Origin of the sequence: Sulfitobacter delicatus (genome assembly GCF_900102535.1) — a bacterium.
In the GTDB taxonomy this organism is placed as follows: domain Bacteria; phylum Pseudomonadota; class Alphaproteobacteria; order Rhodobacterales; family Rhodobacteraceae; genus Sulfitobacter; species Sulfitobacter delicatus.
Genome location: NZ_FNBP01000002.1, coordinates 585,724 through 611,248, shown reverse-complemented (window position 1 = coordinate 611,248; position 25,525 = coordinate 585,724). Strand labels below are relative to the sequence as shown.

Genomic DNA, 25,525 nt, shown 5'->3' with positions numbered 1-25,525 from the left:
ATTAGATGCGCGCCATGATTGATGCCAATGAATTCACCAGCCGGGCCGAAGCCCTGCGCGCTTTGTTCAAAGACAAGCTGCGGATCAAGTCGCATGACCTGCATCAGGCCTTTGGCCGTGCCGGGCGGGATTTGCCGCGGGGGCTGAGGGCCGATGGGCGGTTGCTGAGCCGCACTGAGCGGGTGGTTGGCAATCCGCTTATTGCGCGGCAGTTGGAGCCGACACCGGTATGGGCCGCGCTGGACCGGGTGAACGCGCATCTGCGGGCGGTGGATGTGGGCTATCGCCGTCGCGGGCGGCTGTTGGATATTGCCGCGACGGTGGCGTTTAATCTGATCGTGGTGATTGCGGGTTTTGTGCTTTGGCTGTGGTGGCGCGGCTACGTCTGAGCCGCGCTGATTGGCTTAGGCCGGGTCGTAGTCTGCGTCTGAGACTTTTTCCAACCATTCGACCGCTTCGCCGACCTGCGCTTCTTGCAGGGCGATATGGGTCATCGTGCTGTCAGGTGCGGCACCGTGCCAGTGTTTTTCGCCCGCATCAAACCAGACGACATCGCCTTCGTTAAGCGTTTGCACCGGGCCGCCTTCGGTCTGGGCGCGGCCTGTGCCTTGGGTGACGATGAGCGTTTGGCCCAAGGGGTGGACGTGCCACGCAGTGCGGGCGCCGGGCTGGAAGGTGACGCTGACACCGCGCAGCCGCGCCGGAGCGGGGGCGGAGATCAGCGGGGTCATTTGCACCTCGCCGGTGAAGTAGTCTTCGGGGCCGGGCTCACTGGGGCGGCTGTTTGCGGGGTGGACGATCATATGGGTTCTCCTTTGGGGGAGAATGTGGCGCGGTGGTGGGGGATCGGCAAGGGATAGCGTTGAGTTAGAGGGCGGCGCCAGACCGCGGGTGGGCATCGGATCAGACGTGGTTGCCACTTTATCTGTCAGGTTTGATGTGTGGTCGCGAGGGAGTGCTTAGTCGCTAAAGCGCCCGCCCATGGGGCGGTCGGGCGCTGCCCGGCGGCGCGGGGCGCCTTGATTCCGGGCTGGAGTGGCAGATGGCCCCCGCAGTGCTGCAGGGGCCAAGTGTTTCAGAGGTTCGGATACATCGGGAAGTTCTGGCACATCGCCTCAACCTCAGCGGCCACCTTGGCCTCAACCTCAGCATTTCCCTCAGCCCCATTGGCGGCCAGCCCATCAACCACTTCGATGATCCAATCCGCGATCTGGCGGAACTCAGCCTCACCAAAACCGCGCGTCGTGCCTGCGGGAGAGCCCAGACGAATGCCCGAGGTGACCATCGGCTTTTCGGGGTCAAACGGCACGCCGTTCTTGTTGCAGGTGATATGCGCCCGGCCCAGCGCTTTTTCAGTGTCGTTGCCTTTGACGCCTTTGGGCCGCAGATCAACCAGCACCACATGGGTGTCGGTGCCGTGGGTCACGGTGTCGAGCCCGCCTTTGATTAACTGGTCCGACAGCGCTTGTGCATTGGCGATGACCTGTTTGGCGTAGTCTTTGAAACCCGGTTGCAGCGCCTCGCCAAAGGCCACGGCCTTGGCAGCGATGACATGCATCAGGGGGCCGCCCTGAATGCCGGGGAAGATGGCCGAGTTGACCTTTTTCGAGATCGCCTCGTCATTGGTTAGGATCATGCCACCACGCGGGCCGCGCAGGGTCTTGTGGGTGGTGGTCGTCGCGACATGGGCGTGGGGGAAGGGCGAGGGATGCTCGCCTGCGGCCACGAGGCCCGCGAAATGGGCCATGTCGACGAGAAGATAGGCACCGACGCTGTCGGCAATCTCGCGCATTTTGGCAAAGTCGATCTGGCGCGGGATGGCGGAGCCGCCGGCGATGATCATCTTGGGCTTATGCTCAGTGGCCAGTTCGGCGACCTGGTCATAGTCCAGCAGGTTGTCTTGTTTGCGCACGCCGTATTGCACCGCGTTGAACCATTTGCCGGATTGGTTCGGCTTGGCCCCGTGGGTCAGGTGGCCCCCGGCATCAAGGCTCATGCCCAGAATGGTGTCGCCGGGTTGCAGCAGGGCGGTGAAGACGCCTTGGTTCGCTTGGCTGCCGGAGTTTGGCTGCACGTTGGCGAATTGGCAGTCGAAGAGCTTGCAGGCGCGCTCGATGGCGAGGTTCTCGGCCACGTCGACATGTTCGCAACCGCCATAGTACCGACGGCCCGGATAGCCTTCGGCATATTTGTTGGTCATGATGCTGCCCTGCGCTTCGAGCACCGCAGTGGAGACGATATTCTCGCTGGCGATCAGTTCGATCTCGTCGCGCTGGCGGCCCAGTTCGTCGCGGATGGAAGCGGTGATGGCGGGGTCGGAATCAGCTAGGGATCTGGTGAAGAAATCGGACATCTGAGGTTCCTCTATGGGGGCAGGTTGCGCGTGTTGCCTATCGGAAACATTGCAAAAGGTGAAGGCTGTAAACCGACCGATGGGAAGATATGTGCGGCAGCGCTGGTGGTGTGCGGAATAATGTGATTGTTTTGGCCCCAAACGCCGACCATCGGAAACTTTGCTCCCGGATAGATCGCCCGCCATGTCGCAGAAAATCGCCTTTGTTGCCAGCCGCGCCAGCGTCGCTCAGACCGCGCGGGCCGCTTTGATCGGGCGCTATGGGGATGTGAGCCCCGCGGAGGCGGATGTGATCGTGGCGCTGGGCGGGGACGGCTTCATGTTGCATACGCTGCACAGCACGCAAGAGTTGGACGTGCCGGTCTATGGGATGAACCGGGGGACCATTGGGTTCTTGATGAATGAATATCACGAGGACGCGTTGCAGGAGCGCTTGGCGGCGGCAGAGGAAGCGGTGATCAATCCGCTGGTCATGGAGGCCACGCATATCGACGGCAGCCGCGCGACGGCGCTGGCAATCAATGAAGTGTCTTTGCTGCGCGCTGGGCCGCAGGCGGCGAAGCTGCGGATCACCGTGGATGGGCGCCAGCGGATGGAGGAGCTGGTCTGTGATGGGGCGCTGGTGGCGACGCCTGCGGGGTCGACGGCCTATAATTATTCCGCGCATGGGCCGATCCTGCCGATTGGCGCGGATGTGCTGGCGTTGACTCCGGTGGCAGCGTTCCGGCCCCGGCGCTGGCGCGGGGCGTTGCTGCCCAAGAGCGCTACGGTGCGGTTTGATGTGCTGGAGGCGGATAAGCGCCCGGTGATGGCAGATGCGGACGGCAAGTCGCACCGGAATGTGGCGACGGTTGAGATACGGTCAGACCCGACGATTTCGCATCGGATTTTGTTTGATCCGGGGCATGGGTTGGAAGAGCGGTTGATCTCGGAGCAGTTTAACTAGTCCCGCCCGGCGGCACGCCGGGCAGCGTCTTGTATTAGGCAAGCTTCCAGCATGACCCGCCCCCCTGGGGCGGCGCTTTCAGCACCACCCCGCGGGCCGGCGCTGCCCTCTGCTATTCGATGCAATGCTGGCGAGTGGCGGCCCATTGCCTACTCGGCAAAGTGGAGGAACCACGGACTCCCCCTTCGCGTTTCCCCTATGAAAGCGGCTTTTCCGCATTTCACAGCCAAAGAAAAGGAGACCTGCAATGAATTGGGATCGTATCGAAGGCAATTGGAAACAGATGACCGGCGCGGCGAAGGCGCAATGGGGTGATCTGACGGACGACGAAATCACAGAGACCCGCGGCAACCGGGAACAACTGGTTGGCAAGGTTCAGGAACGCTATGGCGTGGCCAAGGATGAGGCTGAGCGCCAAGTGGATGACTTCGCCGCAAAATACTAAACCGCGCGGCCATCGAACATAGAAAAAGGCGCCCAGATCGGGCGCCTTTTATGTGTCGGTAGCTTTAAGCTTTATGCCACTCGCGGTCGCCCTTGTCGTCCTTCACACGGGTCGGCAGGCCGATGTCATCCAGTAGGGTGAAGAGCGGCTTGGGGTCCAGCTCTTCGACATTGACCATCGTGCCGGTGTCATAGGCGCCATCGGCAATCAGCATCGCGAAGGCCACGGGCGGCACGCCAGCGGTGTAGGAAATACCCTGCGAGCCGACCTCATTATAGGCGTCCTTGTGATCGGCGACGTTGTAGACAAAGACTTCAACCTCTTCGCCGTCCTTCACGCCTTTCACCAGATCGCCAATGCAGGTCTTACCGGTGTAGTTCGGCGCAAGGCTGGACGGATCGGGTAGCACGGCCTTCACGACCTTCAGCGGCACGACTTCCAGCCCCTCGGCGGTGGTCACTGGCTGCTCGGACAGAAGGCCGAGGTTCTGCAAAACAGTGAAGACATTGATGTAGTGGTCCCCAAAGCCCATCCAGAAACGCACGTCGGCCTCGGGGTAGTTCGCGGCCAAGGAATGCACCTCGTCATGGCCCGACATATAGGCCTTTTGCTTGCCGACGACGGGCAGATCCCATTCGCGGCCCACTTCGAACATCTTGTTCTCTTTCCATTCGCCTTCTTGCCAGCTGTAGACGGTGCCGGTGAATTCGCGGAAGTTGATTTCCGGGTCAAAGTTGGTCGAGAAATACTTGCCATGATCGCCCGCGTTGATGTCGACGATGTCGATGGATTTCACTTCATCCATGAACTCATCGACGGCGAAACGGGCGAAAGCGTTGACCATGCCGGGATCGAAACCAGCGCCCAAAATCGCGGTCACACCGGCTTCGGCACAGGCCTCTCGGCGCTTCCATTCGTAGTTGCCATACCATGGCGGTGTCTCGCAGATTTTGCGGGGGTCTTCGTGGATCGCGGTGTCGATATAGGCGGCGCCGGTCTGGATGCAGGCTTCGAGCACGGTCATGTTGACGAAGGGCGAGCCGACGTTGATGACGATCTGGCAGCCGGTATCTTTGATGAGCGCTGCGACGGCGGCGGTGTCCATACCGTCGACTTCATGCGCATTAAACACGCCGTCCTGTTTCATCGCGTTCTTCTCATGCACGCTGGCGATGATCGCCTCGCATTTTGAGACCGTGCGGCTGGCGATATGCAGATCGCCCAATTTGTCGTTATTCTGCGCGCATTTATGCGCCACAACCTGTGCGACGCCGCCCGCGCCGATGATAAGAACATTGCGTTTCATGTAGGGTACCTCTCTCAATGTCACGACAGGGCGGCGGCGAAATCGTCATAGTCGAAATCGCGCACCATTCGGGTGGTTCCGTCCAACTCGCGGATGGCGATGCTGGGCATCTTGACGCCGTTGAACCAGTTTTTCTTGACCATCGTGTAGCCAGCGGCGTCCTGAAAGGACAGCCGGTCGCCCGCCTTTAGCGGCGCGTCAAAGCGGAACTCGCCGAAGATATCGCCCGCGAGACAGGATTTGCCGCAGATCATCCATGCGTGGTCGCCCGTATCGGGCGCGATCTTGGCGGGTTCGCGGTAGATCAGCAGATCGAGCATATGCGCCTCGATGGAACTGTCGACCACGGCGAGGTTCTTGCCGTTGAACATCGTGTCCAAGACGGTGACCTCCAGCGTCGCGGCCCCGGTGATCGCGGCTTCACCCGGTTCCAGATAGACCTGCACGCCAAAGGCTTCGGCAAATGATTTGAGACGCAGGGCGAGGCGGTCGAGCGGGTAGTCTTTGCCCGTGAAATGGATGCCGCCGCCGAGGCTGATCCACTGCATCTTGTCGAGCACTGCGCCGAAGCGGTCTTCGATCAGGGTGAGCATCTCGTCGAAGCGCTCGAAACTGTCGTTCTCGCAATTGTTGTGGAACATCAGCCCGGTGATCCGGTCCGAGACGGCGTCGATCGCCGCCGGGTCATGCTCGCCCAGACGGCTGAAGGGGCGGGCGGGGTCGGCGAGGTCGAACTCCGAGGTCGAGACGCCGGGGTTCACGCGCAGGCCGCGAATGTGGCCTTGGGACTGCGCATCGAATTTGTCGAGTTGGCCGATGGAGTTGAAGATGATCTTGTCAGCATGGCCCAGCACTTCGGCGATCTCGTGATCGGCATAGGCGACGGAATAGGCGTGGGTTTCGCCGGGGAATTTTTCGGCGCCCAGTCGCACTTCGTAAAGCGATGAGGAAGTCGAGCCGTCCATATACTCGGACATGAAGTCGAAGACCGACCATGTGGCGAAACATTTCAGCGCCAGCAGGCAGCGGGCACCGGAAAGCGCGCGCAGGCGGGCGATCTTTTCGAGGTTGTCCTTCAGGTGGGACTTGTCGATCAGGTAATAAGGGGTCTGCACTGTCAAACCTTTCTGGGCATGGCCCGCCGAGCATGTCGTCATGGTCTGCGCCGGGAATGGTGCATTGCGGGGGCGCTTCGCATATTTTGGCCGCAGCGCGCAATTCAAAAAATGCGACCGGGGCGACGCAGATGCCGACACCTTGGCCCGTAAGGGTAGAGGCCGCGCTGCTGGGGGCAAGCGCGGCTTATGGGGGAGGCTCAGCTTTTGGGGTAGCCGATGGTGCCGAGCGCCTCGCGGATTTCATCCAGAATGGCGGGATCGTCGATCGTCGCGGGCGGTTTGAACTCCGCCCCGTCAGCGATCTTGACCATCGTCGCCCGTAGGATTTTGCCCGAGCGGGTTTTGGGCAGACGGTCCACCACCACCGCGAGCTTGAAGGACGCCACGGGGCCGATCTGCTCGCGCATGCGTTTGACGCACTCGGCGACGATTTCGTCATGGGGGCGGTCCACGCCTTTGGTCAGGCACAAAAAGCCCACGGGCAATTGCCCTTTCAACTCATCGCTGACCCCGACCACGGCGCATTCGGCCACATCGGGGTGCCCGGCGAGGACTTCTTCCATCGCGCCGGTCGACAGGCGGTGGCCCGCGACGTTGATCACATCATCGGTGCGCGCCATGATCCAGACATAGCCGTCTTCGTCGATCATGCCCGCGTCGCCAGTCTCGTAATAGCCGGGGAAGGTGGTGAGGTAGGATTTGCGGAAGCGCTCTTTGGCGTTCCACAGGCCGGGCAGGGTGCCGGGGGGGAGGGGCAGTTTGATGGCAATCGCGCCAAGCTCGCCCGGCGGTTGGGGCTGGCCGCTCTCATCAAGGATCTGCACGTCATAGCCCGGCATCGGCACGGTGGGGGAGCCGACCTTGACCGGCAGCGGCTCCAGCCCGACCGGGTTGCCGACGATGGTGTAGCCGGTCTCGGTCTGCCACCAGTGGTCGTAGACGGGTTTGCCCAGCTTTTCCTGGGCCCATTCGACGGTGTCGGGGTCGGCCCGTTCCCCCGCGAGGTAGAGCGCGCGGAGGCTCGACAGATCGTATTTCTTGATCTCTTCGCCGTCCGGGTCTTCGCGTTTCACAGCGCGGATCGCGGTGGGGGCGGTGAAAAAGCTTGCGACCTTATGCTCTTCGATCACCCGCCAGAAAGTGCCTGCGTCGGGGGTGCCGACGGGTTTGCCTTCAAACACCACGGTGGTGTTCCCGGCAATCAGCGGCGCGTAGCAGATGTAGCTATGGCCCACGACCCAGCCCACATCCGACGCGGCCCAAAAGACTTCGCCCGGTTTGACGTTATAGATGTTCTCCATCGTCCAGTTCAGCGCCACCAAATGCCCCGCTGTCGGGCGCACCACGCCTTTGGGCGCGCCGGTGGTGCCGGAGGTATAGAGGATATAGGCCGGGTGGTTGCCCTCAACCGGAACGCAGGGCGCGGGGCGTACGCCGTCTTGGGCGGCGTACCAGTCGATGTCGCGGCCCCGGATCAATTCGCAGGGTTTTTGGCCGCGTTGGAAGATGATGCAGGTCTCGGGTTTGTGCGTAGCCTGTTCGATGGCCCCGTCGAGCAGCGGTTTGTAATCCACCACACGGCCCGGCTCCAACCCGCAGGAGGCGGCGATGATCGCCTTGGGTTTGCAGTCGTCGATGCGCACGGCCAGTTCGTTGGCCGCGAAACCGCCAAAGACAACAGAGTGAATCGCGCCAATGCGGGCGCAGGCCAGCATTGCCTCAATCGCTTCCGGGACCATCGGCATGTAGATCACGACGCGGTCGCCTTTCTCCACCCCCTGCGCCTTGAGCGCGCCGGCGAGGGAGGCGACATGGGCCTGAAGCTCGCCATAGGTCAGCTGGGTTTGCGTGCCGGTGATGGGGCTGTCGTGGATGATCGCCACGCGTTTGCCGTTGCCCTGATCCACATGGCGGTCCACCGCGTTGTAGCAGGTGTTGACGCTGGCATCCGCGAACCATTCATAGAGGTCGTCGCCCCGGTCAAAGAGCGCCTTCGTGGGCGGTGTGTCCCATTCGATGGCCTCGGCCTGCTCCAGCCAATAGGCCTCCGGGTCGTCCTTCCAGCGGTCGTAGGTCTCGCGGTATCCCATGGTGATCTCCTCCTGCCTTTTGTGCCGCGGGGGGCTTGGGGTGGTGCAAGCCACGCGCGGTGGCACAAAGTGGCGCGAAGGAGCGGGTTCGGCAAGGGCGCTTGGCCCTGTTCCTTTGAGACAAACATGCTAGGTAGCGACAAAACCCGCCAACCTGGAGCCTGCCTCATGCGTTTTGCCCTTCCCCTCGCTGCCTGTCTTTCTGCTGTCGCCGCATTGCCCGCTGTGGCGCAAGACCGGGCGTTCAACTTTTCCCTGCGCGGCGGGGTTGGGGCGGCGCCTGATTATCCGGGGGCCAGCACCTATGGCGCCACGCCTGATCTGGGCTTTACCTTTGGCTCGCTTGAATGGGGCGGGCGCAAGATCGGCAATGGCATCGGGGCCGCGCCCAAGACCGGCTTCGGCTTTACGGGCGCGTTCCGCTATATGGGCGAGCGTACGGCATCGGACAATCCGGAACTGGCAGGTCTCGAGGACATCGACGCCGCCGTTGAACTGGGCTTTGGCGTGATCTACCGCGAGGTGAACTGGCAGGTCTTCGGTAAGGTCCGACGTGGTTTTGGCGGGCATGAGGGGGTCACCGGCGACATTGGTGCAGATGTGATCTTCCGCCCGAATGAGCGTTGGACCATCACCGCAGGCCCGCGTTTCAGCCTTGGCAATGACACCTATGCCGACACTTATTTCGGGGTCGATACGGCCACGCCAAACTTTGCTGCCTATGAGGCCGAGGGCGGTCTGCTGGGCGCGGGCGTCGAGGTTGAAGCGACCTACCGTCTGGATGAGGCTTGGGCCATCGAGGGCGCCGTGGCCTATCAGCATCTGCTGAATGACGCCGCCGACAGCCCGATCACGCAGGCCGGGTCCGAGGACCAGTGGACCATGCGCATTGGTGTCAGCCGCGCCTTTAACTGGCGGTTCTAAGCGGGTTTGCGCCGCCCACCGGGGCGGTGCGTCGTTTCCGACATCAATGTCGAAAATGGATCAGTTTGGGGCCGCGATTTTGCGATGATGAGGGCAGGCGCGGCATGATGCGCGCGCCCCTCATATGCAAAGGGTTCACCCATGGGTGACAAGATCGGCAACAAGAAAAAACAAGCCAAAGCGGCGGCAAAGCCTGCCTCCAAGGCACCCAGCTCGGTCGCGGACATCAAACCCGCGGCACCGCGCAAGTAACTCCGGCTTTGGCCGAGCAGCGCCGCCCCCTGAAAAACGGGGGGCGGCGTTTTGCGTTTAGCCGTAATGCGCCACCGGCGTGCCCGCGATGGCGCCGACGTTGAGCAGCCCGCGTGCGGTGATCGACGGCGACACGATATGCGCCCGGTTGCCCATGCCCATCAGGATCGGGCCAACTTCCAGCCCGCCGCCCTTCATTTTCAAAATGTTGCGCACGCCCGAGGCCGCGTCGGCATGGGCAAAGACCAGCACATTGGCCGCGCCTTCCATCCGGTTGCAGGGCAGCAGCCGTTCGCGCAGATCGGCGTCGAGCGCGGTGTCGATGTTCATCTCGCCCTCGTAGCAGAAGTCATGCTGGCCCGCGTCGAGGATCTGCAAAGCGGCACGCAGACGTTTGCCGGAGCCTTCGCCCTGATTGCCAAACTGGCTTTGCGAACAGAGCGCCACCTTCGGCTCGATCCCAAAGCGCCGCACATGGCGGGCAGCCCCGATGGCAATTTCGGCGATTTGTTCGGGGGAGGGGTGCAGGTTCACTTGTGTGTCGGCGATAAACAGAGGACCATCTTCCAAGATCATCATCGACAGCGCGCCATGCGGGCGGAACCCGTCGCGGCCCAGCACTTGGTTGACGTAATTAAGATGCCAGCCGAACTCCCCAAAAGTGCCACAGATCAGGCTGTCCGCCTCACCGCGATGCACCATGACCGCGCCGATGGCGGTGGTGTTGGTGCGCATCACGGCGCGGGCGATGTCGGGGCTGACGCCACGGCGGCACATCAGGCTGTGGTAGGTCTCCCAATAATCCCGGTATCGCGGGTCGTTTTCGGGGTTCACCAGATCGACGTTCTGGCCCAGTTGCAGGTTAAGTCCCGCCTTTTCGATGCGCCGTTCGATCACCTCGGGGCGGCCAATGAGGATGGGACGCTCGACCGTTTCTTCGATGATCGCTTGGGCGGCGCGCAGCACACGCTCGTCTTCGCCCTCGGCAAAGACCAGACGGCGCGGGGAGGTGCGGGCCGATTCAAAGACGGGGCGCATGATGAGGGCGGATTTGAAAACCGACCCGTCAAGGCGGCGTTTGTAGCCGTCGAGGTCGTCGATGGGCCGCGCCGCCACGCCGGTTTCCATCGCGGCTTTGGCCACGGCAGAGGAGACGACGCCAATGAGGCGCGGATCGAACGGTTTGGGGATCAGGTAATCGGCGCCGAAGGTCAGCTGTTCGCCCTGATAGGCCGCCGCCGCCTCGGCGCTGGTGGTGGCGCGGGCGAGGGCGGCGATGCCGTCGATGCAGGCGATCTTCATCTCGTCGTTGATCGTGGTGGCGCCGACGTCGAGCGCGCCCCGGAAGATGAACGGAAAGCAGAGGACGTTGTTGACCTGATTGGGAAAATCGCTGCGGCCAGTGGCGATGATCGCGTCGGGGGCGACCTCGCGGGCCAAGTCGGGCAGGATTTCGGGCGTGGGGTTCGCCAGCGCAAAGATGATCGGGCGGCTGGTCATTTTGCCAACCATATCAGGCGTCAGAACGCCGGGGCCGGAGAGGCCGAGGAACATGTCCGCATCGTGGATCACATCATCCAGCGTGCGCAGATCGGAGTTCTGCGCATATTCCGCTTTGATCGGATTCATGTCCTCGGTGCGGCCCTCGTAGACCAGACCGTTGATGTCACAAAGCCAGACATTCTCGCGCTTTACGCCGAGTTTCAGCAGCATGTTGAGACAAGCAATGCCCGCCGCCCCACCGCCGGTGGAGACGATTTTGATGTCTTCGAACTTCTTGCCCGCCACATGCAGCGCGTTCTTAGCTGCGGCACCTACGACGATGGCGGTGCCGTGCTGGTCATCGTGGAAAACGGGGATGTTCATCCGCTCGCGGCAGATGCGCTCTACGGTGAAACAGTCCGGCGCTTTGATGTCTTCGAGGTTGATCGCGCCAAAGCTTGGCTCCATCGCGCAGACGATCTCGGCCAGTTTTTCGGGGTCGGCTTGGTCCAGCTCGATGTCAAAACAGTCGATATTGGCGAATTTCTTGAACAGAACCGCCTTGCCCTCCATCACTGGTTTGGAGGCCAGCGCGCCGATATTGCCCAAGCCCAGCACTGCGGTGCCATTGGTGACCACGGCGACCAGATTGCCGCGCGAGGTATAGCGCGCGGCGGTGTCGGGGTCTTTCTGGATCTCAATGCAAGCCTCGGCCACGCCGGGCGAATAGGCGCGGGCCAGATCGCGGCCATTGGCCAGCGGCTTGGTGGCGCGGACCTCAAGTTTGCCGGGGCGGGGGTGCTCGTGATAGTCCAATGCGGCTTGGCGTAAATTGGGGGCGTCGGTCATCGTTTGTGCTTCTCCCGAATAATGGTTTAGCGTTAAACTATTTTTCGCGCCCGCGCAAAGCGCCTTTTTACAAAGGCGCGTGGGGGCCAGCCCCCATCGCCCTCGCGGGCGATTCCCCCGAAGTATTTTGGGCCAAAAAGAGGGGCGTGTCGTTTTGCATCGCATAGGGTGGGGCGATTTTCTATAGTGCCGCAAAAAGGGAGATCGTAATGAGTGATTTGCGCGAAGCGGCAGTGAAGGTGCGTGAGAACGCCCATGCGCCATATTCGGAATTTAAGGTTGGCGCGGCGATCCGGACGGCATCGGGTGCGGTATTTAGCGGCTGTAATGTTGAGAATATCGCCTATCCACAGGGGACCTGTGCCGAAGCAGGGGCGATTGCGGCGATGGTTGCGGCGGGCGAGCGTGAGATTGCTGAGGTCTATGTGGTGGCGGGCAGTGATCTGCCGGTGACGCCTTGTGGGGGCTGTCGGCAGAAGTTGGCGGAGTTTGGCGGCGGTGATGTGACCGTCGTTATGGCGACTGTTGGTGGCGAAGAGCAGCAGATGACTTTGGGTGACTTGCTGCCGGGGGCCTTTGGCGCGGCCCATATGAAGGGCTGAGCGATGAGCGCGCGGGATATTTTGGCGCGGTTGCGGCATGGGCAGCCGTTGGACGGCGCGGCGCTGGCGTGGATGGCGCAGGCGTTGGCGGATGGCGGCGTAAGCGACGCGCAGGCCGGGGCCTTTGCGATGGGTATCTGTCTCAACGGGTTGGACGATGCCGGGCGTGTGGCCTTAACGCTGGCGATGCGCGATTCAGGGCGGGTGTTGCAGTGGGACCTTGGCGGGCCGGTGCTGGATAAGCATTCCACGGGCGGTGTGGGCGATTGCGTGTCGTTGGTCCTTGCGCCAGCGCTGGCGGCTTGTGGGGCTTACGTGCCGATGATCTCGGGGCGCGGTTTGGGGCATACGGGCGGCACGCTGGACAAGCTCGAAGCGATCCCCGGTGTGACGACGCAGTTGGAAGAGGCGCAGTTTCGGGCGGTTGTGGATGCAGCGGGCTGTGCGATTGTCAGCGCCAGCGGCGATATCGCCCCGGCGGACAAGCGGCTTTATGCGGTGCGGGATGTGACTTCGACGGTGGATTCGCTGGATTTGATTACGGCGTCGATCCTGTCAAAGAAGCTTGCCGCCGGGCTGGATGGGCTGGTGCTGGATGTGAAGGTCGGCTCCGGCGCGTTCATGAAGGATATGGACGAGGCGCGTGCGCTGGCGCAGGCGCTGAGCAGCACGGCCACGGCGGCGGGCTGTCCGACAACGGCGGTGATCAGTGACATGAACCAGCCGCTGGTGCCGAGCCTTGGCAATGCGCTGGAGGTGGCCGAGGTGATGCGCGTGCTGACCGGGGCGGCGGAAGGGCCGATCTTGGAGGTTGCAGGGGAGCTCGGCGGCGGATTGTTGGCCAGCGGTGGGCTGGCCGCAGATGCGCAGGCGGGGGCCGAGGCGATCTTGGCGGCTGTGCGTGATGGGCGGGCGCTGGAGCGCTTTGCGCGGATGCTGGCCGGAATGGGCGCGCCGGTGGGGTTTGCCGAGGATTGGCAGCGGTTCCTGCCCGAAGCGCCGGTGATCTGCGCGGTGAAAGCGCCACGCGACGGGGTAGTGAGCGCCATTGATGGTGCGGCGCTTGGCATGGCGGTGGTTGGCCTTGGCGGCGGGCGTGTGGTCGAGGCGGATCAGATTGATCCGGCGGTGGGGCTGTCGGAAGTGGTGCGCCTTGGGGCGCGGGTCGAGCACGGGGAGCCATTGGCGATGGTCCATGCGGCGCGCAGCGAGGCGGCGGATGCCGCGGCAGAGGCGGTCTTGGCCGCGATTAGCTTGGGCGATGCGCCGGTGGCGGAACCGAAATTGATTTTGGAAAGGATCGGCTGATGGCACGTGCGTTTCTGGTGGTGATGGATAGCGTGGGCATCGGCGGCGCGCCGGATGCGGGGAATTTCTTTAACGGCACCCTGCCGGATACGGGGGCCAATACGCTGGGACATATTGCCCAGGCCTGTGCGGCGGAGCAGGCTGAAGAGGGGCGCAGCGGGCCGCTTCATATGCCCAATCTGGACCGGCTCGGGCTAGGGGCGGCGTTGAAATTGGCCAGCGGTGTTGAGGCCGCGGGGCTGGGGGCCGCACCGCAGGGTCGCTGGGGGGCAGCGACCGAAGTGTCGCAGGGCAAGGACACGCCTTCGGGGCATTGGGAGTTGGCGGGTTTGCCGGTGCCTTGGGCGTGGCATTATTTTCCTGACGAGACCCCGGCGTTTCCGGCAGAGCTGTCGGCGGAAGTGGCGCGGCTGGCGGGGACTGAGGGGATTTTGGGCAATTGCCATGCCTCGGGCACTGCGGTGATCGAGGAATTGGGCGCGGAGCATTGCGAGAGTGGTTGGCCGATTTGCTATACTTCTGCGGATAGCGTCTTTCAGATCGCGGCGCATGAGGAGGTCTTTGGCCTCGACCGTTTGCTGAAGCTTTGCGAAGACCTTGCCCCGCGTTTGCATGAGATGAAGGTGGGCCGGGTCATTGCGCGGCCTTTCACGGGCGAAGCGGGGGCCTTTGAGCGCACCCCGAACCGGCGCGATTTTGCAATCATGCCGCCGAAGCCCGTCTTGACCAATTGGGTGCAGAACGCCGGGGGGCGCGTCTATGCGGTAGGCAAGATCGGTGACATCTTCTCGATGCAGGGCATTGATGAATTGCGCAAAGGGCCGGATGCGAAGTTAATGGAGCATCTGCACAATCTGGTGGCGACTGCCGAAGACGGCAGTCTGACCTTTGCCAATTTCGTGGAGTTCGACAGCAACTTTGGCCACCGCCGTGACGTCTCGGGCTATGCCCGCGCGCTGGAGTGGTTTGACGCCGAGATCGGCAAGGTCATCGGCGCGATGCGCGAGGGCGACATGCTGGTGGTGACAGCCGATCACGGCAACGACCCGACATGGGCGGGCAGCGATCACACGCGAGAGCGGGTGCCGGTGGTGGTTACGGGCACCGGGGCAGGGGAGTTAGGACAGATCGGCTTTGCCGATGTGGCTACGCTGGTGGCGCGGCATTTGGGGGTAGAGGTTCCCGGCTAGGGCAGCCTGTGCTTGCGAGCGGGGGGCTTGTCCGGCTAGAAGCAGTGCAAATCAAGGAGCCTGCCGCATGACCGATACCCCCGCACATCTGACCATCGTCGATCACCCTTTGGTGCAGCACAAGCTGACCATCATGCGCGACAAGGGCACCTCGACCGCTGTGTTCCGCCAGTTGCTGCGCGAGATCAGCCAGCTTTTGGCCTATGAGGTCACGCGCAACCTGCCGATGACCACGACGCGCATCGAAACGCCGATGCAGGAGATGGACGCGCCGACGCTCGATGGCAAGAAATTGGCGCTGATCTCGATCCTGCGGGCGGGCAATGGCTTGCTTGACGGGGTGCTTGAACTGATCCCCTCGGCGCGGGTCGGTTTCGTCGGGCTTTACCGGGATGAGGAAACGCTTCAGCCGGTGCAGTATTACTTCAAAGTGCCCGAAGCGATGGAGGACCGTTTGGTCATCGCGGTGGACCCGATGCTGGCCACCGGCAACTCCTCGGTCGCGGCGGTTGATCTGCTGAAAAAGTCCGGGGCGACCAATATCATCTTCTTGTGCCTGCTCGCCTCGCCCGAAGGGGTGGCCACAATGAAGGCGGCGCATCCCGACGTGCCGATCGTCACGGCGGCGCTGGACGAGTCGCTGAACGAGAAGGGATATATCATTCCCGGCCTCGGCGATGCAGGTGACCGGATGTTCGGCACCAAGTAATCGGGCCTTTCCCGCGTTTTAGCGCGCGTCACGCTTTACTCAGGGCGCGCGCTGAGGCATCCTTTCTACCAGATCGTGTGGGGGCATCAGATGACACTTACCAGAACTATTGCCATGGCGGTGTTTGCCGCATCGCTTAGCGCCGCTGGCGCGCAGGCACAAGACAGCCGCAGCCAACCGGCGGAATTCCCGTCGGCGTCCTATAAGGGCAAGCAATATGTCGACAGCGCGGGCTGTGTTTTCATCCGCGCCGGGATTGATGGCAACGTGTCTTGGGTGCCGCGCATGAGCCGGGCGCGCAAGCAGGTCTGCGGGTTCCAGCCCACGGGCGGTGTGCAGGTCGCCGCTGCCTCTGCGAAGCCAGCGGAAAAGGTTGAGAAGATCACAGTTGCCGCAGCGCCGGCGAAGGCCAAGCCCGCGCCCAAGCGCGTGAAGGAATTGCCTGTCGCGCGGCCCGCGCCGCAAAAGGTCGTGCGCCGTGTGGCCCCTGCGCCGAAACGTGCACCGGCTCCGGTTGTCGTTCACCAGCCCGCACCGGCCCCTGTGCCAGTTGCGCCGGTCCGGCAGGTCACCCTTTCGGCCCCTGCGCCGATGACATCGGCCAGCGCATGCCCCGGCGCCTCGCCATTGTCACAGCAATACATGCGCGCCGGATCGGGGTATTCCGTGCGCTGTGGTCCGCAGGCCGAAGCAATTGTCGCCCATCGCAGCGCGCCCAGCGTGCCGCAGCGCGGACAGGCGCCGCGCCCCTATCGCAGTGCGGCGGTGATGCACTCTGCAACACAAGCGCCCGCCCGCATCGTCGCCCCGCGCGCTGTGGTCAGCGCGCCGGTGCCCAGCGGACCGGCTCCCCGCGCCGTTGGCACAGATACGCGGATCGTGCCGAAACATGTGGCGATCAATCGTATCAACACCACCAATGTGAAAGTGCCCCACGGTTACCGTAAGGTCTGGGAAGACGACCGCCTGAACCCGCACCGTGCGGAGCAAACGCTTGAGGGCCGCGCCGACATGCTGCTGGTCTGGACCCAGACCGTGCCGCGCCGCCTGATCAATCGTGCCACGGGTGAAGACGTCACGGCCAAGGTGCCGCTGGTCTACCCTTACCTCGATGTCGAGACGCAGCAGCGCAAGCTAGGTGTGGTCAAGATCGTTCACCGCGACGGCCAGGTGATGAAACGGGTGCTGCGGTACCGCAAGGCCGCGCCGAAACATAAAAATTCCCGGCCCCTCCGGACGGAGGTGACTTATTCCAGCCGGTCTGCACCTGCTGCCATCGCAAAGCCAGTGCAACGCGCAGCGCCGCAAGTGAGCGGCAAAGCGGGCTACGTGCAGGTCGGCGTCTTTGGCAACCCGTCCAACGCCCAACGCGCAGCGCGTCAGATTTCGCAAATGGGGCTACCGGCCCGCATCGGCAAACAGACCCGCGGCGGCAAGACCTATCACAGCGTTCAGGCCGGGCCGATTGCAGGCGGCTCAACACAGGCCGCCGTCACACGCCTGCGCCGCGCCGGGTTCGGGGATGCTTACCTGCGCCGCTGAGATCTGTTTCTGTAGAACGAAAAAGGCCAGCCGCGGGATCACCGGGCTGGCCTTTTTCGTTGCAGAGCGCGCTTACCCTCCGCAGATGTTTTGCAAGCGCAGCCAATCGGCGTCTGACAGCAGCGGCGCGGTGAGCTTGCCGTTCATCGGGTCGCCCTCAATCATCGGCAGGGTCGTCTCACCTGTGATGTCGCGGGCATAGGCATAGGGCGTGCTGCGCAGTTCGGCCTTGGCGAAACGGGCAAGCTGGCCTTGGATCTGCGGCTTGACGGTTTCTCGGGTGAGCAGGGTCTCGGCATAGGCGTTCAACGCATCGGGGGCGATGTCGCCGGTGGTCAGCAGGCGGAAGGTCTCGCGCAGGCCGACAGTGTCGAGTAACTCGCGCAGCGGGTCGCGTGCGGCGCGGGCCACGTCTTCGGTCAGGATATAGCCTGCCGCCACATCGGGTTCTTCATGGTCTTCCAGCACGCTGCGGTCCAGCACGATGAGACGACCGGGCAGGTGCAGGCTGGGGCGGGTCATATCGGGCAGCACGGCGAGGCGTCCGGCCTCTAACCGTTTGGCGAGCCGGTTCAGCGCGACGTTGCCGCCGGGGGTCTCGCAGACCGGGCCGGAGACACGTTCGAGCCGTTTGAGCAGCGCAGCCCCTAGGGAGACCCGCTTCACCTCTGGCACCACCTTTAATGCATGGTCTTGCAGGGCTCCGGGCATCCATAAGACGGCGAGGGCCGCGACCACCGCGACCGAGGCCACCATGCCCAGCCAGCGCAACCGGCCCGGGCGGGGACGGCTGCGGTTGATCGCGCGGCGCAGCTTTTCGATGGCCTCGATCATCTCGGTTTCATCGTCAGGCAGTTCCAGCGTTTCGCCCGGATCGCCATCGGGATGATAAAGCGCCGGACGTTGGCCAGCATTGGCCCGCTCTACGGCTGCCAAGGACCAATGGGTGAGGGCTTGATCCTTCAGATCGCTGATCACCAGCGTCGCGTCACCGATTGAGACAATGACCTCGCGCCGCTGCGCATCGGGCGAGGCGCGCCAAAGACCCGTCGCTTCGAGCCGGGCGTATTTCGTGAGGGCGGTCATGGGGTTCTGCTGCGGGCCTTGGTGTTTTGGGCACTCTACCACGCGGCGCGGGATCAGCAATGGTAGGTGACATAATGCGGCCCCGCGTCACATTTCCGCAGCCCTTTTGCGCAGTTCGAACTTCTGGATTTTCCCGGTGGAGGTTTTGGGCAACTCACCAAAGATCACGCGTTTGGGCGTCTTGAACCCCGCCAGCGTTTCGCGTGCGAAAGCAATCAGGTCCGCTTCACTGGCGCTGGCCCCCGGTTTCAACTCGACAAAGGCACAGGGGACTTCGCCCCATTTCTCATGCGGTTGCGCCACCACGGCAGCGAGGTTGACCTCCGAATGACCCATCAGCACGCCTTCGACCTCGACGCTCGAGATGTTCTCGCCGCCGGAGATGATGATGTCCTTGGCGCGATCGGCGATCTGGATATAGCCGTCTGGATGCTGCACGGCGATGTCGCCGGAGTGGAAATAGCCGCCCTCAAAGGCCTCTTGCGTGGCCTCCGGGTTCTTGAGGTAGCCTTTCATCACCGAATTGCCGCGGATCATAATCTCGCCCTGCGTCTTGCCATCCATTGGGGTCTGGGTGATTTCCGGGTCGGTCACGGTGATGTCTTCCATCATCGGCATGGCGACACCTTGGCGCGCTTTGATCGCCGCCCGGTCAGGTTCGGAGAGCGCGTCCCAGTCCCCCTGCCAGAGGCATTCAGTGACATGGCCGAAGGTTTCGGTCAGGCCGTAGACCTGTGTCACGTTGAACCCCAGTTTCTCAATCTTGGACAGGGTCGCGGGGGCAGGGGGCGCGCCGGCGGTGAAGACTTCGACGCTGTGGTCAAAGGCGCGGCGGTCATCGTCCGTCGCGTTGACCAGCATGTTCAGCACAATCGGCGCCCCGCCAAAATGGGTGACGCCGTGATCGGCGATGGCGTCATAGATCGCTTTTGCAGTGATGTCGCGGCAGCAGACCAAGGTGCCACCCAGCAAGGGCATCATCCATGTGTGGTTCCAGCCGTTGCAGTGAAACAGTGGCACGATCTGCATAAAGACGGGGCGAAGTACCATCTGCCAAGAGACGACCGTGCCCATGGTCATCAGATAGGCACCGCGGTGGTGGTAGACCACGCCCTTGGGCCGCCCGGTGGTGCCGGAGGTGTAGTTCAGCGCAAGGCTTTCCCATTCGTCCTGCGGCATGATCCAGTCGAAGCTGGGATCGCCCTCTGCCAGCAGCCTTTCGTATTCCGGGTGACGTCCACTGGCCGGGAAGCCTGCATTGGCGTCGGGCACTTCAATGAGTGCCGGGGGCGGGCCGTCCATCTTTGCACAGGCGGATTCGGCGAGGTCTAGAAACTCGCTATCGACCAGCAGCACCTTGGCCTCGCCATGGTCAAGGATATAGGCCACCGTTCCTGCATCGAGCCGGATGTTGATCGTGTTAAGCACCGCGCCGCAGGCGGGCACGCCGAAATGCGCCTCGGCCTGTGCGGGCAGGTTGGGGATCAGCGTGGCCACGACGTCGCCGGGAGTGACACCGATCGACGCCAGAACAGATGCCAGCCGGGTGCAGCGGTCATGGTATTGCGCATAGGTGGCGCGGTGGTCGCCGTAGATCACCGCCGTCTGATCGGGAAAGACCCGTGCCGCGCGGCGCAGGTGGGACAGAGGCGTCAGCGGCACGAAATTCGCCGCGCATTTCTCCAGCCCGCTTTCGTCTGACATCCACCCCATGTGACCCTCCCCAAGGCGTTCCATTCGATTTGGGGTTGAGTATTGCTGTGGGCGCGTGACTTTGCAAAGAGGGAGAAGCGAAAAAGGGGGCAGGATGCAGGACGAGGCGGTGAAATCAGGGTTGGCGGCGCTGTATGCCGTGGGCGGCATGGCGGCCTTGGGGCTGACGGATAACTTTGTGCCCTATATCTCCGAGCGCGGATCGCTGTGGCAGTTTCACTTTGTCCGCGGGATTATGGCGGTGGCGATCTTGGCGGTGCTGGCGGGCTTCGGCTTTGGCATCCTGCGCCCGCAGCGGGTCTGGGCCGTGGCGGGGCGCAGTCTGTTTCAGGCGGGTGCGATGTTGATCTATTTTGGCTGTCTGGCGTTTTTGCCGATTGGTGTGGTGGTGGCGGGGCTGTTTACCTCGCCGCTGTTTGTGCTGATGATTTCGGCGCTGTTTCAGGGCAAACACGTCGGGCGCTGGCGGTGGGGCGCGGTAGCAGTCGGGTTCGCAGGTGCGGTAATGGTGATCCGGCCTAATCCGAATGATCTCGATCTCGTGGCCTTCCTGCCGCTGCTGGCGGGGGTGCTTTATGCCATCGGTGCCGTGGCGACGCGGGCTTGGTGCGAGGGCGAGAGCACGATGGTGATGACCGCCGGTTTCTTTGGCATGTTGGCGGTGATGGGCGGCATTGGGATGTTAGTGCTGCCGGGGGCCGAGGTTACGGGAACCGAAGGTTTTGTCAGCCGCACATGGGGGCCGCTCGATGCCGCCATGTGGTTCTGGATCGCGGTGCAGGCGGTCGGCTCATTGGTCGGCATCGGTCTGCTGGTGCGTGGCTATCAGTTAGGCGAGGCCGGGCATGTGGCGATATTTGAGTACTCGCTGCTGATCTTTGCCAGCTTCTGGGCCTGGGTGCTTTGGGGGCAGACGGTCTCTGCGCTTGGGTTTGTCGGCATGGCGATGATCGCAGGTGCGGGGGCGGTGATTGCCCTGCGCAGTGAGGAGCCGTCGCCCCTGCGCGCACCGGAGGCCACCGAGTGATTATCAGCCATGGCCGTCGCTATGTTTTTGTACACATCCCCAAGACCGGGGGCACCTCGCTGGCGCTGGCGCTGGAGGGGCGGGCGATGAAGGACGACCTCATGCTGGGCGACACGCCCAAGGCGCTGAAGCGGCGGCGGCGGTTGCAGGGGGCGCAAGCGGCGGGGCGGTTGTGGAAACATTCGACGCTGGCGGATGTGGATGGGCTGGTGAGCGCGGAGGAGTTGGACGGGCTGTTCTGCTTTACCTTGGTGCGCAATCCTTGGGACCGGGTAGCGAGTTATTATCGTTGGTTGCGAGCGCAGGGGTTTGACCATCCGGCGGTGCATTTGGCTAAAGCGGAGAGTTTCGCGGGGTTCTTGCGGCATCCTCAGACGCAGGCGAGTTTGCGCGCTTGGCCTGCACGGCGGTATATGGAGGATGCGGCGGGGCGGGAGTGCTGTGATTTGTATATCCGGTTGGAGCATTTCGCGGCGGATGCGCAGCCGTTGTTTGACCATCTGGGGTTTGCGTTGGAGTTGCCAACCGTGAATGCCTCGGAAGGGGCAGGGGCGGTGTATACCCCTGAGTTGCGCGATATTGTGGCCGATGTCTGCGCCGAGGACATCGCGCGGTTCGGCTACGCTGACGACGTCCCCTAGGCCCGGAATCAAGCCGTAGGCGCCGGGCCATCGCCTGCCCGCCCCCCGGGTAGGCGATTTGGTGAGGCTAGGTGCGACATTGAGACAGCACATCATGGCTGAGACATAAAGTGGCAATAGGCCCTGCTGGATCGCCGACCCGCGGGCAGGCGCTGGCCCTTGTAGTCCCAATAAAAAGGGGCGCCGAAGCGCCCCGATCTATCATGCAGCCTTGCTGGCATCCGGATTAAACCGCCCGTAAAAGCTCTGCCCCTTGCTCGCCATCTCCCGCAGCAATTCGGGGCAAGCGAAACGCTCCCCGAACTTTTCGGTCAACTGGTCACAACGCTCCGCCGCATAGGGCGCGCCGATCATGTCGAGCCAGCTCAGCGGGCCGCCGGACCAAGGCGCAAAGCCCCAGCCAAGGATCGCGCCCACGTCGCCCTCACGGATGTCCATCAGCACGCCATCCTCCAGCGCCCGCACGGCCTCCAAGACCTGCGAGAACAGCAGACGGTGCTGCACCTCGATCAGATCGGGCTGGTCGTCGGCCACGGGGTATTTGTCCCCCATGCCCTGCCACAGCCCTTCGCGCTTGCCCGTGGCGTCATAGCTGTAGAAACCAGCGTTCGCCTTGCGGCCCAGACGGCCCTCGTCTTCCATCCAGAAGACCAGAGGGTCGAGATCGTCGTTCGGATAATCCGCCCCCATCGCTGCCTTGGTCGCTCGGGCAATCTTGGCACCCAGATCAATCGAGGTCTCATCCATCAACTGCAACGGCCCCAGCGGCATGCCGACGAGCTTGGCGGCGTTCTCGATCAGCGCAGGCTCAACACCTTCCTGCACCATCCGCACACCTTCGTTGATGTAAGGAATGATGCAGCGGTTGGCATAGAAGAAGCGTGCATCATTGACCACGATCGGCGTCTTGCGGATCTGGCGCACATAGTCGAGCGCCTTGGCCACGGCCCGGTCACCGGTCTGCTGACCTTTGATGATCTCCACCAGTAGCATCTTCTCAACGGGCGAGAAGAAGTGGATGCCGATGAACTGCTCCTGACGGCTCGACGCTTTCGCCAGATCGGTGATCGGCAGGGTCGAGGTGTTGGAGGCAAAAATGCAATCCTCGGGGATCACGGCTTCGACCTTCTGGGTCATCTCGGCTTTCACCTTGGGGTCCTCAAAGACCGCTTCGATGATCAGATCGCAGCCCTTCAAAGCATCCAGATCAGTGGTCGCGGTGATCAGGTCCAGTGCCTTGGTCTTTTTCTCCTCAGTCGATTTCTTACGGGCGATGCCCTTGTCAAAATAGCTCGCGGAATAGGCTTTGCCCTTGTCAGCGGCTTCCTGTGTCTGGTCGATCAGTACAACCTCAATGCCAGCCTGAACCGACACCAACGTAATGCCCGCGCCCATCATGCCCGCGCCCAGAACGCCCAGCTTCTTAACCCGCTGGTCCGGCACACCTTCGGGCCGCACGGCGCCTTTCTCTAGCGCCTCCTTGTTGAGGAAGAGCGAGCGGATCATATTGCCCGAGGAGGGGTTCATCAGCACATTGGTGAACCAGCGCGCCTCGATCTTGAGCGCCGTGTCGAAAGGCACCAGCGCGCCTTCATAGACCGCCGACAAGAGCGCCTTCGCCGCCGGATAGACGCCCTGCGTCTTGCCATTCACCATCGCATTGGCGCCAACAAAGGTCATGAAACCCGCCGGATGATAGGGCGCACCCCCCGGCATCTTGTAGCCCTTGGCATCCCAAGGCTTAACCAGATCGGCACCCTTGGCATTCAGCACCCAGTCGCGCGCGGCGGCCATCGGGTCCTCGCTCACCTCGTCAATGATCCCAGCCTTCACCGCAGCGGCAGGGGCGACCATCTTGCCTTCCAGAAGGAAGGGCGAGGCCGCCATGGCCCCCAGCTTGCGCACCATCCGTGTGGTGCCACCAGCACCGGGGAAGATGCCCACGAGGATCTCTGGCAAGCCAATCCGCGCCTTCGGATTATCCGCCGCAAAGGTGCGATGCGTCGCCAACGGCAGTTCCAGCCCGATGCCCGCAGCCGTGCCGGGGATCACGCAAGCGACAGGCTTGCCGCCCTTGTTGCTCTTCGGGTCCATGCCCGCGCGCTCGATCTTGCGCAGCAGGGCGTGCATCTGCATCGTGCCTTCAAACAAGCCCTTGGCCGGATCGTCGCCCGCGTCTTCTTTCATCTTCGCCAGCAGGTTCAGGTCCATGCCACCGGCAAAAGAGCCTTCCTTGCCCGAGGTGATGACGATGCCCTTCACAGCCTCATCAGCCAGCGCATCGTCGATATGGGCCTCCAATTCCCGCAGCCCGTCAAAGGACATGACGTTCATGCTCTTGCCCGGCACGTCCCATGTGATGGTCGCGATGCCTTCGGCGTCTTTGTTCAATGTAAAATCGGTCATTGGTCTCTCCCTCAAATGGGTTAGGGGCGCTGAAACGTGTAGTCAGCGAATTTTTCCAGCAGCGTCTCGATCAGGGCCAGCGTGGCTTCGGGGCCCGCGTCGCAGTCGTCGGCACTGAGCAGGATGCGTTTGGACTGGCCAAATGCCTCGCGGTCAAAGCTGTCGCTGGGATCGTCGCGGTGTTTAAAGAACAGGGCAGGATCGGTGCAATAAAGCCGCACATAATCGCCACCGCGTTCGACCTTGATCTGCAAGTCCGGCGAGCCACGGGCTGCGGCAAGCGCCGCAACCGCGTGGAATGGATGGTCGGAGGCCATCAGACGCGCTCAATGATGGTGGCTGCACCCATGCCCGAGGCGATGCAAAGCGTGGCAAGGCCAACTTCCTTGTCGGCGCGCTCCATCTCATCGAGCAGAATGCCGATAATCATCGCACCGGTCGCGCCCAGAGGGTGGCCCATGGCAATGCCGCCGCCGTTCACGTTCACCTTGCTGTCGTCCACATCAAAGGCCTGCATGAAACGCATGACAACGGCGGCAAAGGCTTCGTTGACCTCGAACAGATCAATGTCGCCGATATTCATGCCGCTGTCCTTGAGGATCTTCTCGGTCACCGGCACCGGGCCGGTAAGCATGATGGTCGGGTCGGTGCCGATCTTGGCGGTGGCGCGGATGCGGGCGCGGGGCTTAAGCCCGTGCTGCTCGCCAAACTCCTTATTGCCGATCAGAACGGCGGCGGCACCGTCAACGATGCCCGACGAGTTGCCCGCATGGTGGATATGATTGATCCGCTCCAGATGCGGGTATTTCATCAACGCGACCTTATCAAAGCCGGGCATGACTTCGCCCATCTGCTGGAACGCTGGGTTCAGCCCGCCAAGCGACTGCATGTCGGTCTGCGGGCGCATGTATTCATCCCGGTCTAGGATCGCGAGACCGTTCTGGTCGCGCACGGTGATGACCGATTTGTCAAAGCGGCCTTCTTCCCAAGCCCGAGCAGCGCGCTGCTGGGACTGCATGGCAAGCTGGTCCGCTTCATTGCGGGTAAAGCCGTATTCAGTGGCAATGATGTCCGCCGAAATACCCTGCGGCACGAAGTATTTTTCCATCGCCAGCGTCGGGTCCACCGCGATCGCCGCCCCATCGGCACCCATCGCGACACGGCCCATCATCTCGACACCACCGGCAATATAGCCATTGCCCGCGCCGCCTTTGACTTGGTTCGCCGCGAGGTTCACTGCCTCCATGCCCGAGGCACAGAAACGGTTGATCGCGAGGCCGGGGATGCGCTCATCAAGGTCCGAGGCCAGCACCGCCGAGCGCGCCAGACAGCCGCCCTGTTCCATCACTTGGGTGACGTTGCCCCAGATCACATCCTCGACAGCGTGACCTTCCAGATTGTTACGCTCTTTCAGGGCATTCAGCGTCAGCGCCGACAGCCGCAGCGAGGTGACCTCGTGAAGGGCGCCGTCTTTGCGGCCTTTGCCACGGGGGGTGCGCAGGGCGTCGTAGATGTAAACGTCTTGGGTCATGTTCA

23 protein-coding genes are annotated in these 25,525 nt (G+C 62.8%); 12 read left to right on the top strand and 11 right to left on the bottom strand.

Features of this window, described 5'->3' with window-relative positions:
- The first annotated feature begins 5 nt into the window (after positions 1-5).
- Positions 6-389: a hypothetical protein gene (locus BLS57_RS06210; RefSeq protein WP_093740217.1), complete on the top strand. Its 384-nt coding sequence runs from the start codon at positions 6-8 to the stop codon at positions 387-389.
- 15 nt (positions 390-404) lie between these two features.
- Here BLS57_RS06210 and BLS57_RS06205 read toward each other — a convergent pair whose 3' ends face one another.
- Together BLS57_RS06205 and glyA are read right to left on the bottom strand one after the other, a co-directional pair.
- Complete coding sequence (locus tag BLS57_RS06205; protein ID WP_093740215.1) at positions 405-803, bottom strand: (R)-mandelonitrile lyase; 399 nt, start codon at positions 801-803, stop codon at positions 405-407.
- 272 nt (positions 804-1,075) lie between these two features.
- Positions 1,076-2,353 (bottom strand): serine hydroxymethyltransferase, encoded by a 1,278-nt coding sequence (gene glyA, locus BLS57_RS06200; protein WP_093740213.1) that lies wholly within the window; start codon positions 2,351-2,353, stop codon positions 1,076-1,078.
- Positions 2,354-2,537: 184 nt separating this feature from the next.
- Between glyA and BLS57_RS06195 the strand changes: the two genes are divergently transcribed.
- Together BLS57_RS06195 and BLS57_RS06190 are read left to right on the top strand one after the other, a co-directional pair.
- A complete protein-coding gene (locus BLS57_RS06195; RefSeq protein ID WP_093740211.1) occupies positions 2,538-3,299 on the top strand; it encodes an NAD kinase in 762 nt (253 codons plus the stop codon).
- 247 nt (positions 3,300-3,546) lie between these two features.
- The gene (locus tag BLS57_RS06190) at positions 3,547-3,744 is read left to right on the top strand and encodes a CsbD family protein (protein WP_093740209.1); all 198 of its coding nucleotides are present in this window, start codon (positions 3,547-3,549) and stop codon (positions 3,742-3,744) included.
- A 64-nt stretch (positions 3,745-3,808) separates the two neighbouring features.
- Here the strand turns inward: BLS57_RS06190 and BLS57_RS06185 are convergent, their stop codons facing one another.
- The 3 genes from BLS57_RS06185 to BLS57_RS06175 all read right to left on the bottom strand — a co-directional run bounded on the left by BLS57_RS06185 (position 3,809) and on the right by BLS57_RS06175 (position 8,258).
- Positions 3,809-5,050, bottom strand: a complete 1,242-nt coding sequence (locus tag BLS57_RS06185) for a saccharopine dehydrogenase family protein (protein ID WP_093740207.1) — start codon at positions 5,048-5,050, stop codon at positions 3,809-3,811.
- Between the two features lie 20 nt (positions 5,051-5,070).
- Positions 5,071-6,165 (bottom strand): carboxynorspermidine decarboxylase, encoded by a 1,095-nt coding sequence (locus tag BLS57_RS06180; RefSeq protein ID WP_093740378.1) that lies wholly within the window; start codon positions 6,163-6,165, stop codon positions 5,071-5,073.
- Between the two features lie 200 nt (positions 6,166-6,365).
- The gene (locus BLS57_RS06175) at positions 6,366-8,258 is read right to left on the bottom strand and encodes a propionyl-CoA synthetase (RefSeq protein WP_093740205.1); all 1,893 of its coding nucleotides are present in this window, start codon (positions 8,256-8,258) and stop codon (positions 6,366-6,368) included.
- Positions 8,259-8,426: 168 nt separating this feature from the next.
- On the opposite strand from BLS57_RS06175, the gene BLS57_RS06170 reads away from it, so the two are divergent.
- Positions 8,427-9,182: a MipA/OmpV family protein gene (locus tag BLS57_RS06170; RefSeq protein WP_167356378.1), complete on the top strand. Its 756-nt coding sequence runs from the start codon at positions 8,427-8,429 to the stop codon at positions 9,180-9,182.
- 141 nt (positions 9,183-9,323) lie between these two features.
- Positions 9,324-9,434, top strand: a complete 111-nt coding sequence (locus tag BLS57_RS06165) for a malic enzyme (protein ID WP_093740201.1) — start codon at positions 9,324-9,326, stop codon at positions 9,432-9,434.
- Between the two features lie 57 nt (positions 9,435-9,491).
- Here the strand turns inward: BLS57_RS06165 and BLS57_RS06160 are convergent, their stop codons facing one another.
- A complete protein-coding gene (locus tag BLS57_RS06160; RefSeq protein WP_093740199.1) occupies positions 9,492-11,765 on the bottom strand; it encodes an NADP-dependent malic enzyme in 2,274 nt (757 codons plus the stop codon).
- Positions 11,766-11,974: 209 nt separating this feature from the next.
- Here BLS57_RS06160 and BLS57_RS06155 point away from each other — a divergent pair, with 209 nt between their 5' ends.
- The 5 genes from BLS57_RS06155 to BLS57_RS06135 all read left to right on the top strand — a co-directional run bounded on the left by BLS57_RS06155 (position 11,975) and on the right by BLS57_RS06135 (position 17,116).
- Positions 11,975-12,367: a cytidine deaminase gene (locus BLS57_RS06155; RefSeq protein ID WP_093740197.1), complete on the top strand. Its 393-nt coding sequence runs from the start codon at positions 11,975-11,977 to the stop codon at positions 12,365-12,367.
- Between the two features lie 3 nt (positions 12,368-12,370).
- On the top strand, positions 12,371-13,675 hold the full coding sequence (locus BLS57_RS06150) for a thymidine phosphorylase (RefSeq protein WP_093740195.1): 1,305 nt from the start codon (positions 12,371-12,373) through the stop codon (positions 13,673-13,675).
- Positions 13,675-14,865 carry a phosphopentomutase gene (locus BLS57_RS06145; RefSeq protein WP_093740193.1) on the top strand — a complete coding sequence of 397 codons (1,191 nt, stop codon included), beginning with the start codon at positions 13,675-13,677 and terminating at the stop codon, positions 14,863-14,865. Before BLS57_RS06150 ends, BLS57_RS06145 begins: the two co-directional genes overlap by 1 nt.
- Positions 14,866-14,932: 67 nt before the next feature.
- On the top strand, positions 14,933-15,574 hold the full coding sequence (gene upp, locus BLS57_RS06140) for a uracil phosphoribosyltransferase (protein ID WP_093740191.1): 642 nt from the start codon (positions 14,933-14,935) through the stop codon (positions 15,572-15,574).
- 90 nt (positions 15,575-15,664) lie between these two features.
- Positions 15,665-17,116, top strand: coding sequence for an SPOR domain-containing protein (locus tag BLS57_RS06135; protein ID WP_093740189.1), 1,452 nt, complete (start codon positions 15,665-15,667; stop codon positions 17,114-17,116).
- Between the two features lie 72 nt (positions 17,117-17,188).
- Here the strand turns inward: BLS57_RS06135 and BLS57_RS06130 are convergent, their stop codons facing one another.
- Entirely contained in the window at positions 17,189-18,202 is a 1,014-nt protein-coding gene (locus tag BLS57_RS06130; protein WP_093740187.1) for a hypothetical protein, read from the bottom strand.
- Positions 18,203-18,289: 87 nt separating this feature from the next.
- Positions 18,290-19,915 carry an AMP-binding protein gene (locus tag BLS57_RS06125; protein WP_093740376.1) on the bottom strand — a complete coding sequence of 542 codons (1,626 nt, stop codon included), beginning with the start codon at positions 19,913-19,915 and terminating at the stop codon, positions 18,290-18,292.
- 94 nt (positions 19,916-20,009) lie between these two features.
- On the opposite strand from BLS57_RS06125, the gene BLS57_RS06120 reads away from it, so the two are divergent.
- On the top strand, positions 20,010-20,942 hold the full coding sequence (locus BLS57_RS06120) for a DMT family transporter (protein WP_093740185.1): 933 nt from the start codon (positions 20,010-20,012) through the stop codon (positions 20,940-20,942).
- Complete coding sequence (locus tag BLS57_RS06115) at positions 20,939-21,583, top strand: sulfotransferase family protein (protein ID WP_093740183.1); 645 nt, start codon at positions 20,939-20,941, stop codon at positions 21,581-21,583. Before BLS57_RS06120 ends, BLS57_RS06115 begins: the two co-directional genes overlap by 4 nt.
- A gap of 201 nt (positions 21,584-21,784) precedes the next feature.
- Here BLS57_RS06115 and BLS57_RS06110 read toward each other — a convergent pair whose 3' ends face one another.
- Genes BLS57_RS06110 through BLS57_RS06100 form a run of 3 tightly spaced genes read right to left on the bottom strand, consistent with a single transcriptional unit; the run spans position 21,785 to position 25,520 of the window.
- Positions 21,785-23,989, bottom strand: coding sequence for a 3-hydroxyacyl-CoA dehydrogenase NAD-binding domain-containing protein (locus tag BLS57_RS06110; RefSeq protein ID WP_093740181.1), 2,205 nt, complete (start codon positions 23,987-23,989; stop codon positions 21,785-21,787).
- A 20-nt stretch (positions 23,990-24,009) separates the two neighbouring features.
- Positions 24,010-24,306: an acetyl-CoA acetyltransferase gene (locus tag BLS57_RS06105; protein ID WP_093740179.1), complete on the bottom strand. Its 297-nt coding sequence runs from the start codon at positions 24,304-24,306 to the stop codon at positions 24,010-24,012.
- The gene (locus BLS57_RS06100) at positions 24,306-25,520 is read right to left on the bottom strand and encodes an acetyl-CoA C-acetyltransferase (protein WP_093740177.1); all 1,215 of its coding nucleotides are present in this window, start codon (positions 25,518-25,520) and stop codon (positions 24,306-24,308) included. The genes BLS57_RS06105 and BLS57_RS06100 overlap by 1 nt, the downstream gene beginning before the upstream one ends.
- Positions 25,521-25,525: the final 5 nt, after the last annotated feature.

Coding starts and splice junctions, on each gene's coding strand:
- glyA (WP_093740213.1), bottom strand. CDS start 2,353: ATGTCCGATTTCTTCACCAGATCCCTAGCTGATTCCGACCCCGCCATC.
- BLS57_RS06170 (WP_167356378.1), top strand. CDS start 8,427: ATGCGTTTTGCCCTTCCCCTCGCTGCCTGTCTTTCTGCTGTCGCCGCA.
- BLS57_RS06155 (WP_093740197.1), top strand. CDS start 11,975: ATGAGTGATTTGCGCGAAGCGGCAGTGAAGGTGCGTGAGAACGCCCAT.
- BLS57_RS06150 (WP_093740195.1), top strand. CDS start 12,371: ATGAGCGCGCGGGATATTTTGGCGCGGTTGCGGCATGGGCAGCCGTTG.
- upp (WP_093740191.1), top strand. CDS start 14,933: ATGACCGATACCCCCGCACATCTGACCATCGTCGATCACCCTTTGGTG.
- BLS57_RS06120 (WP_093740185.1), top strand. CDS start 20,010: ATGCAGGACGAGGCGGTGAAATCAGGGTTGGCGGCGCTGTATGCCGTG.
- BLS57_RS06185 (WP_093740207.1), bottom strand. CDS start 5,050: ATGAAACGCAATGTTCTTATCATCGGCGCGGGCGGCGTCGCACAGGTT.
- BLS57_RS06210 (WP_093740217.1), top strand. CDS start 6: ATGCGCGCCATGATTGATGCCAATGAATTCACCAGCCGGGCCGAAGCC.
- BLS57_RS06110 (WP_093740181.1), bottom strand. CDS start 23,989: ATGACCGATTTTACATTGAACAAAGACGCCGAAGGCATCGCGACCATC.
- BLS57_RS06190 (WP_093740209.1), top strand. CDS start 3,547: ATGAATTGGGATCGTATCGAAGGCAATTGGAAACAGATGACCGGCGCG.
- BLS57_RS06175 (WP_093740205.1), bottom strand. CDS start 8,258: ATGGGATACCGCGAGACCTACGACCGCTGGAAGGACGACCCGGAGGCC.
- BLS57_RS06130 (WP_093740187.1), bottom strand. CDS start 18,202: ATGACCGCCCTCACGAAATACGCCCGGCTCGAAGCGACGGGTCTTTGG.
- BLS57_RS06105 (WP_093740179.1), bottom strand. CDS start 24,306: ATGGCCTCCGACCATCCATTCCACGCGGTTGCGGCGCTTGCCGCAGCC.
- BLS57_RS06205 (WP_093740215.1), bottom strand. CDS start 803: ATGATCGTCCACCCCGCAAACAGCCGCCCCAGTGAGCCCGGCCCCGAA.
- BLS57_RS06125 (WP_093740376.1), bottom strand. CDS start 19,915: ATGGGGTGGATGTCAGACGAAAGCGGGCTGGAGAAATGCGCGGCGAAT.
- BLS57_RS06100 (WP_093740177.1), bottom strand. CDS start 25,520: ATGACCCAAGACGTTTACATCTACGACGCCCTGCGCACCCCCCGTGGC.
- BLS57_RS06160 (WP_093740199.1), bottom strand. CDS start 11,765: ATGACCGACGCCCCCAATTTACGCCAAGCCGCATTGGACTATCACGAG.
- BLS57_RS06135 (WP_093740189.1), top strand. CDS start 15,665: ATGACACTTACCAGAACTATTGCCATGGCGGTGTTTGCCGCATCGCTT.
- BLS57_RS06145 (WP_093740193.1), top strand. CDS start 13,675: ATGGCACGTGCGTTTCTGGTGGTGATGGATAGCGTGGGCATCGGCGGC.
- BLS57_RS06195 (WP_093740211.1), top strand. CDS start 2,538: ATGTCGCAGAAAATCGCCTTTGTTGCCAGCCGCGCCAGCGTCGCTCAG.
- BLS57_RS06165 (WP_093740201.1), top strand. CDS start 9,324: ATGGGTGACAAGATCGGCAACAAGAAAAAACAAGCCAAAGCGGCGGCA.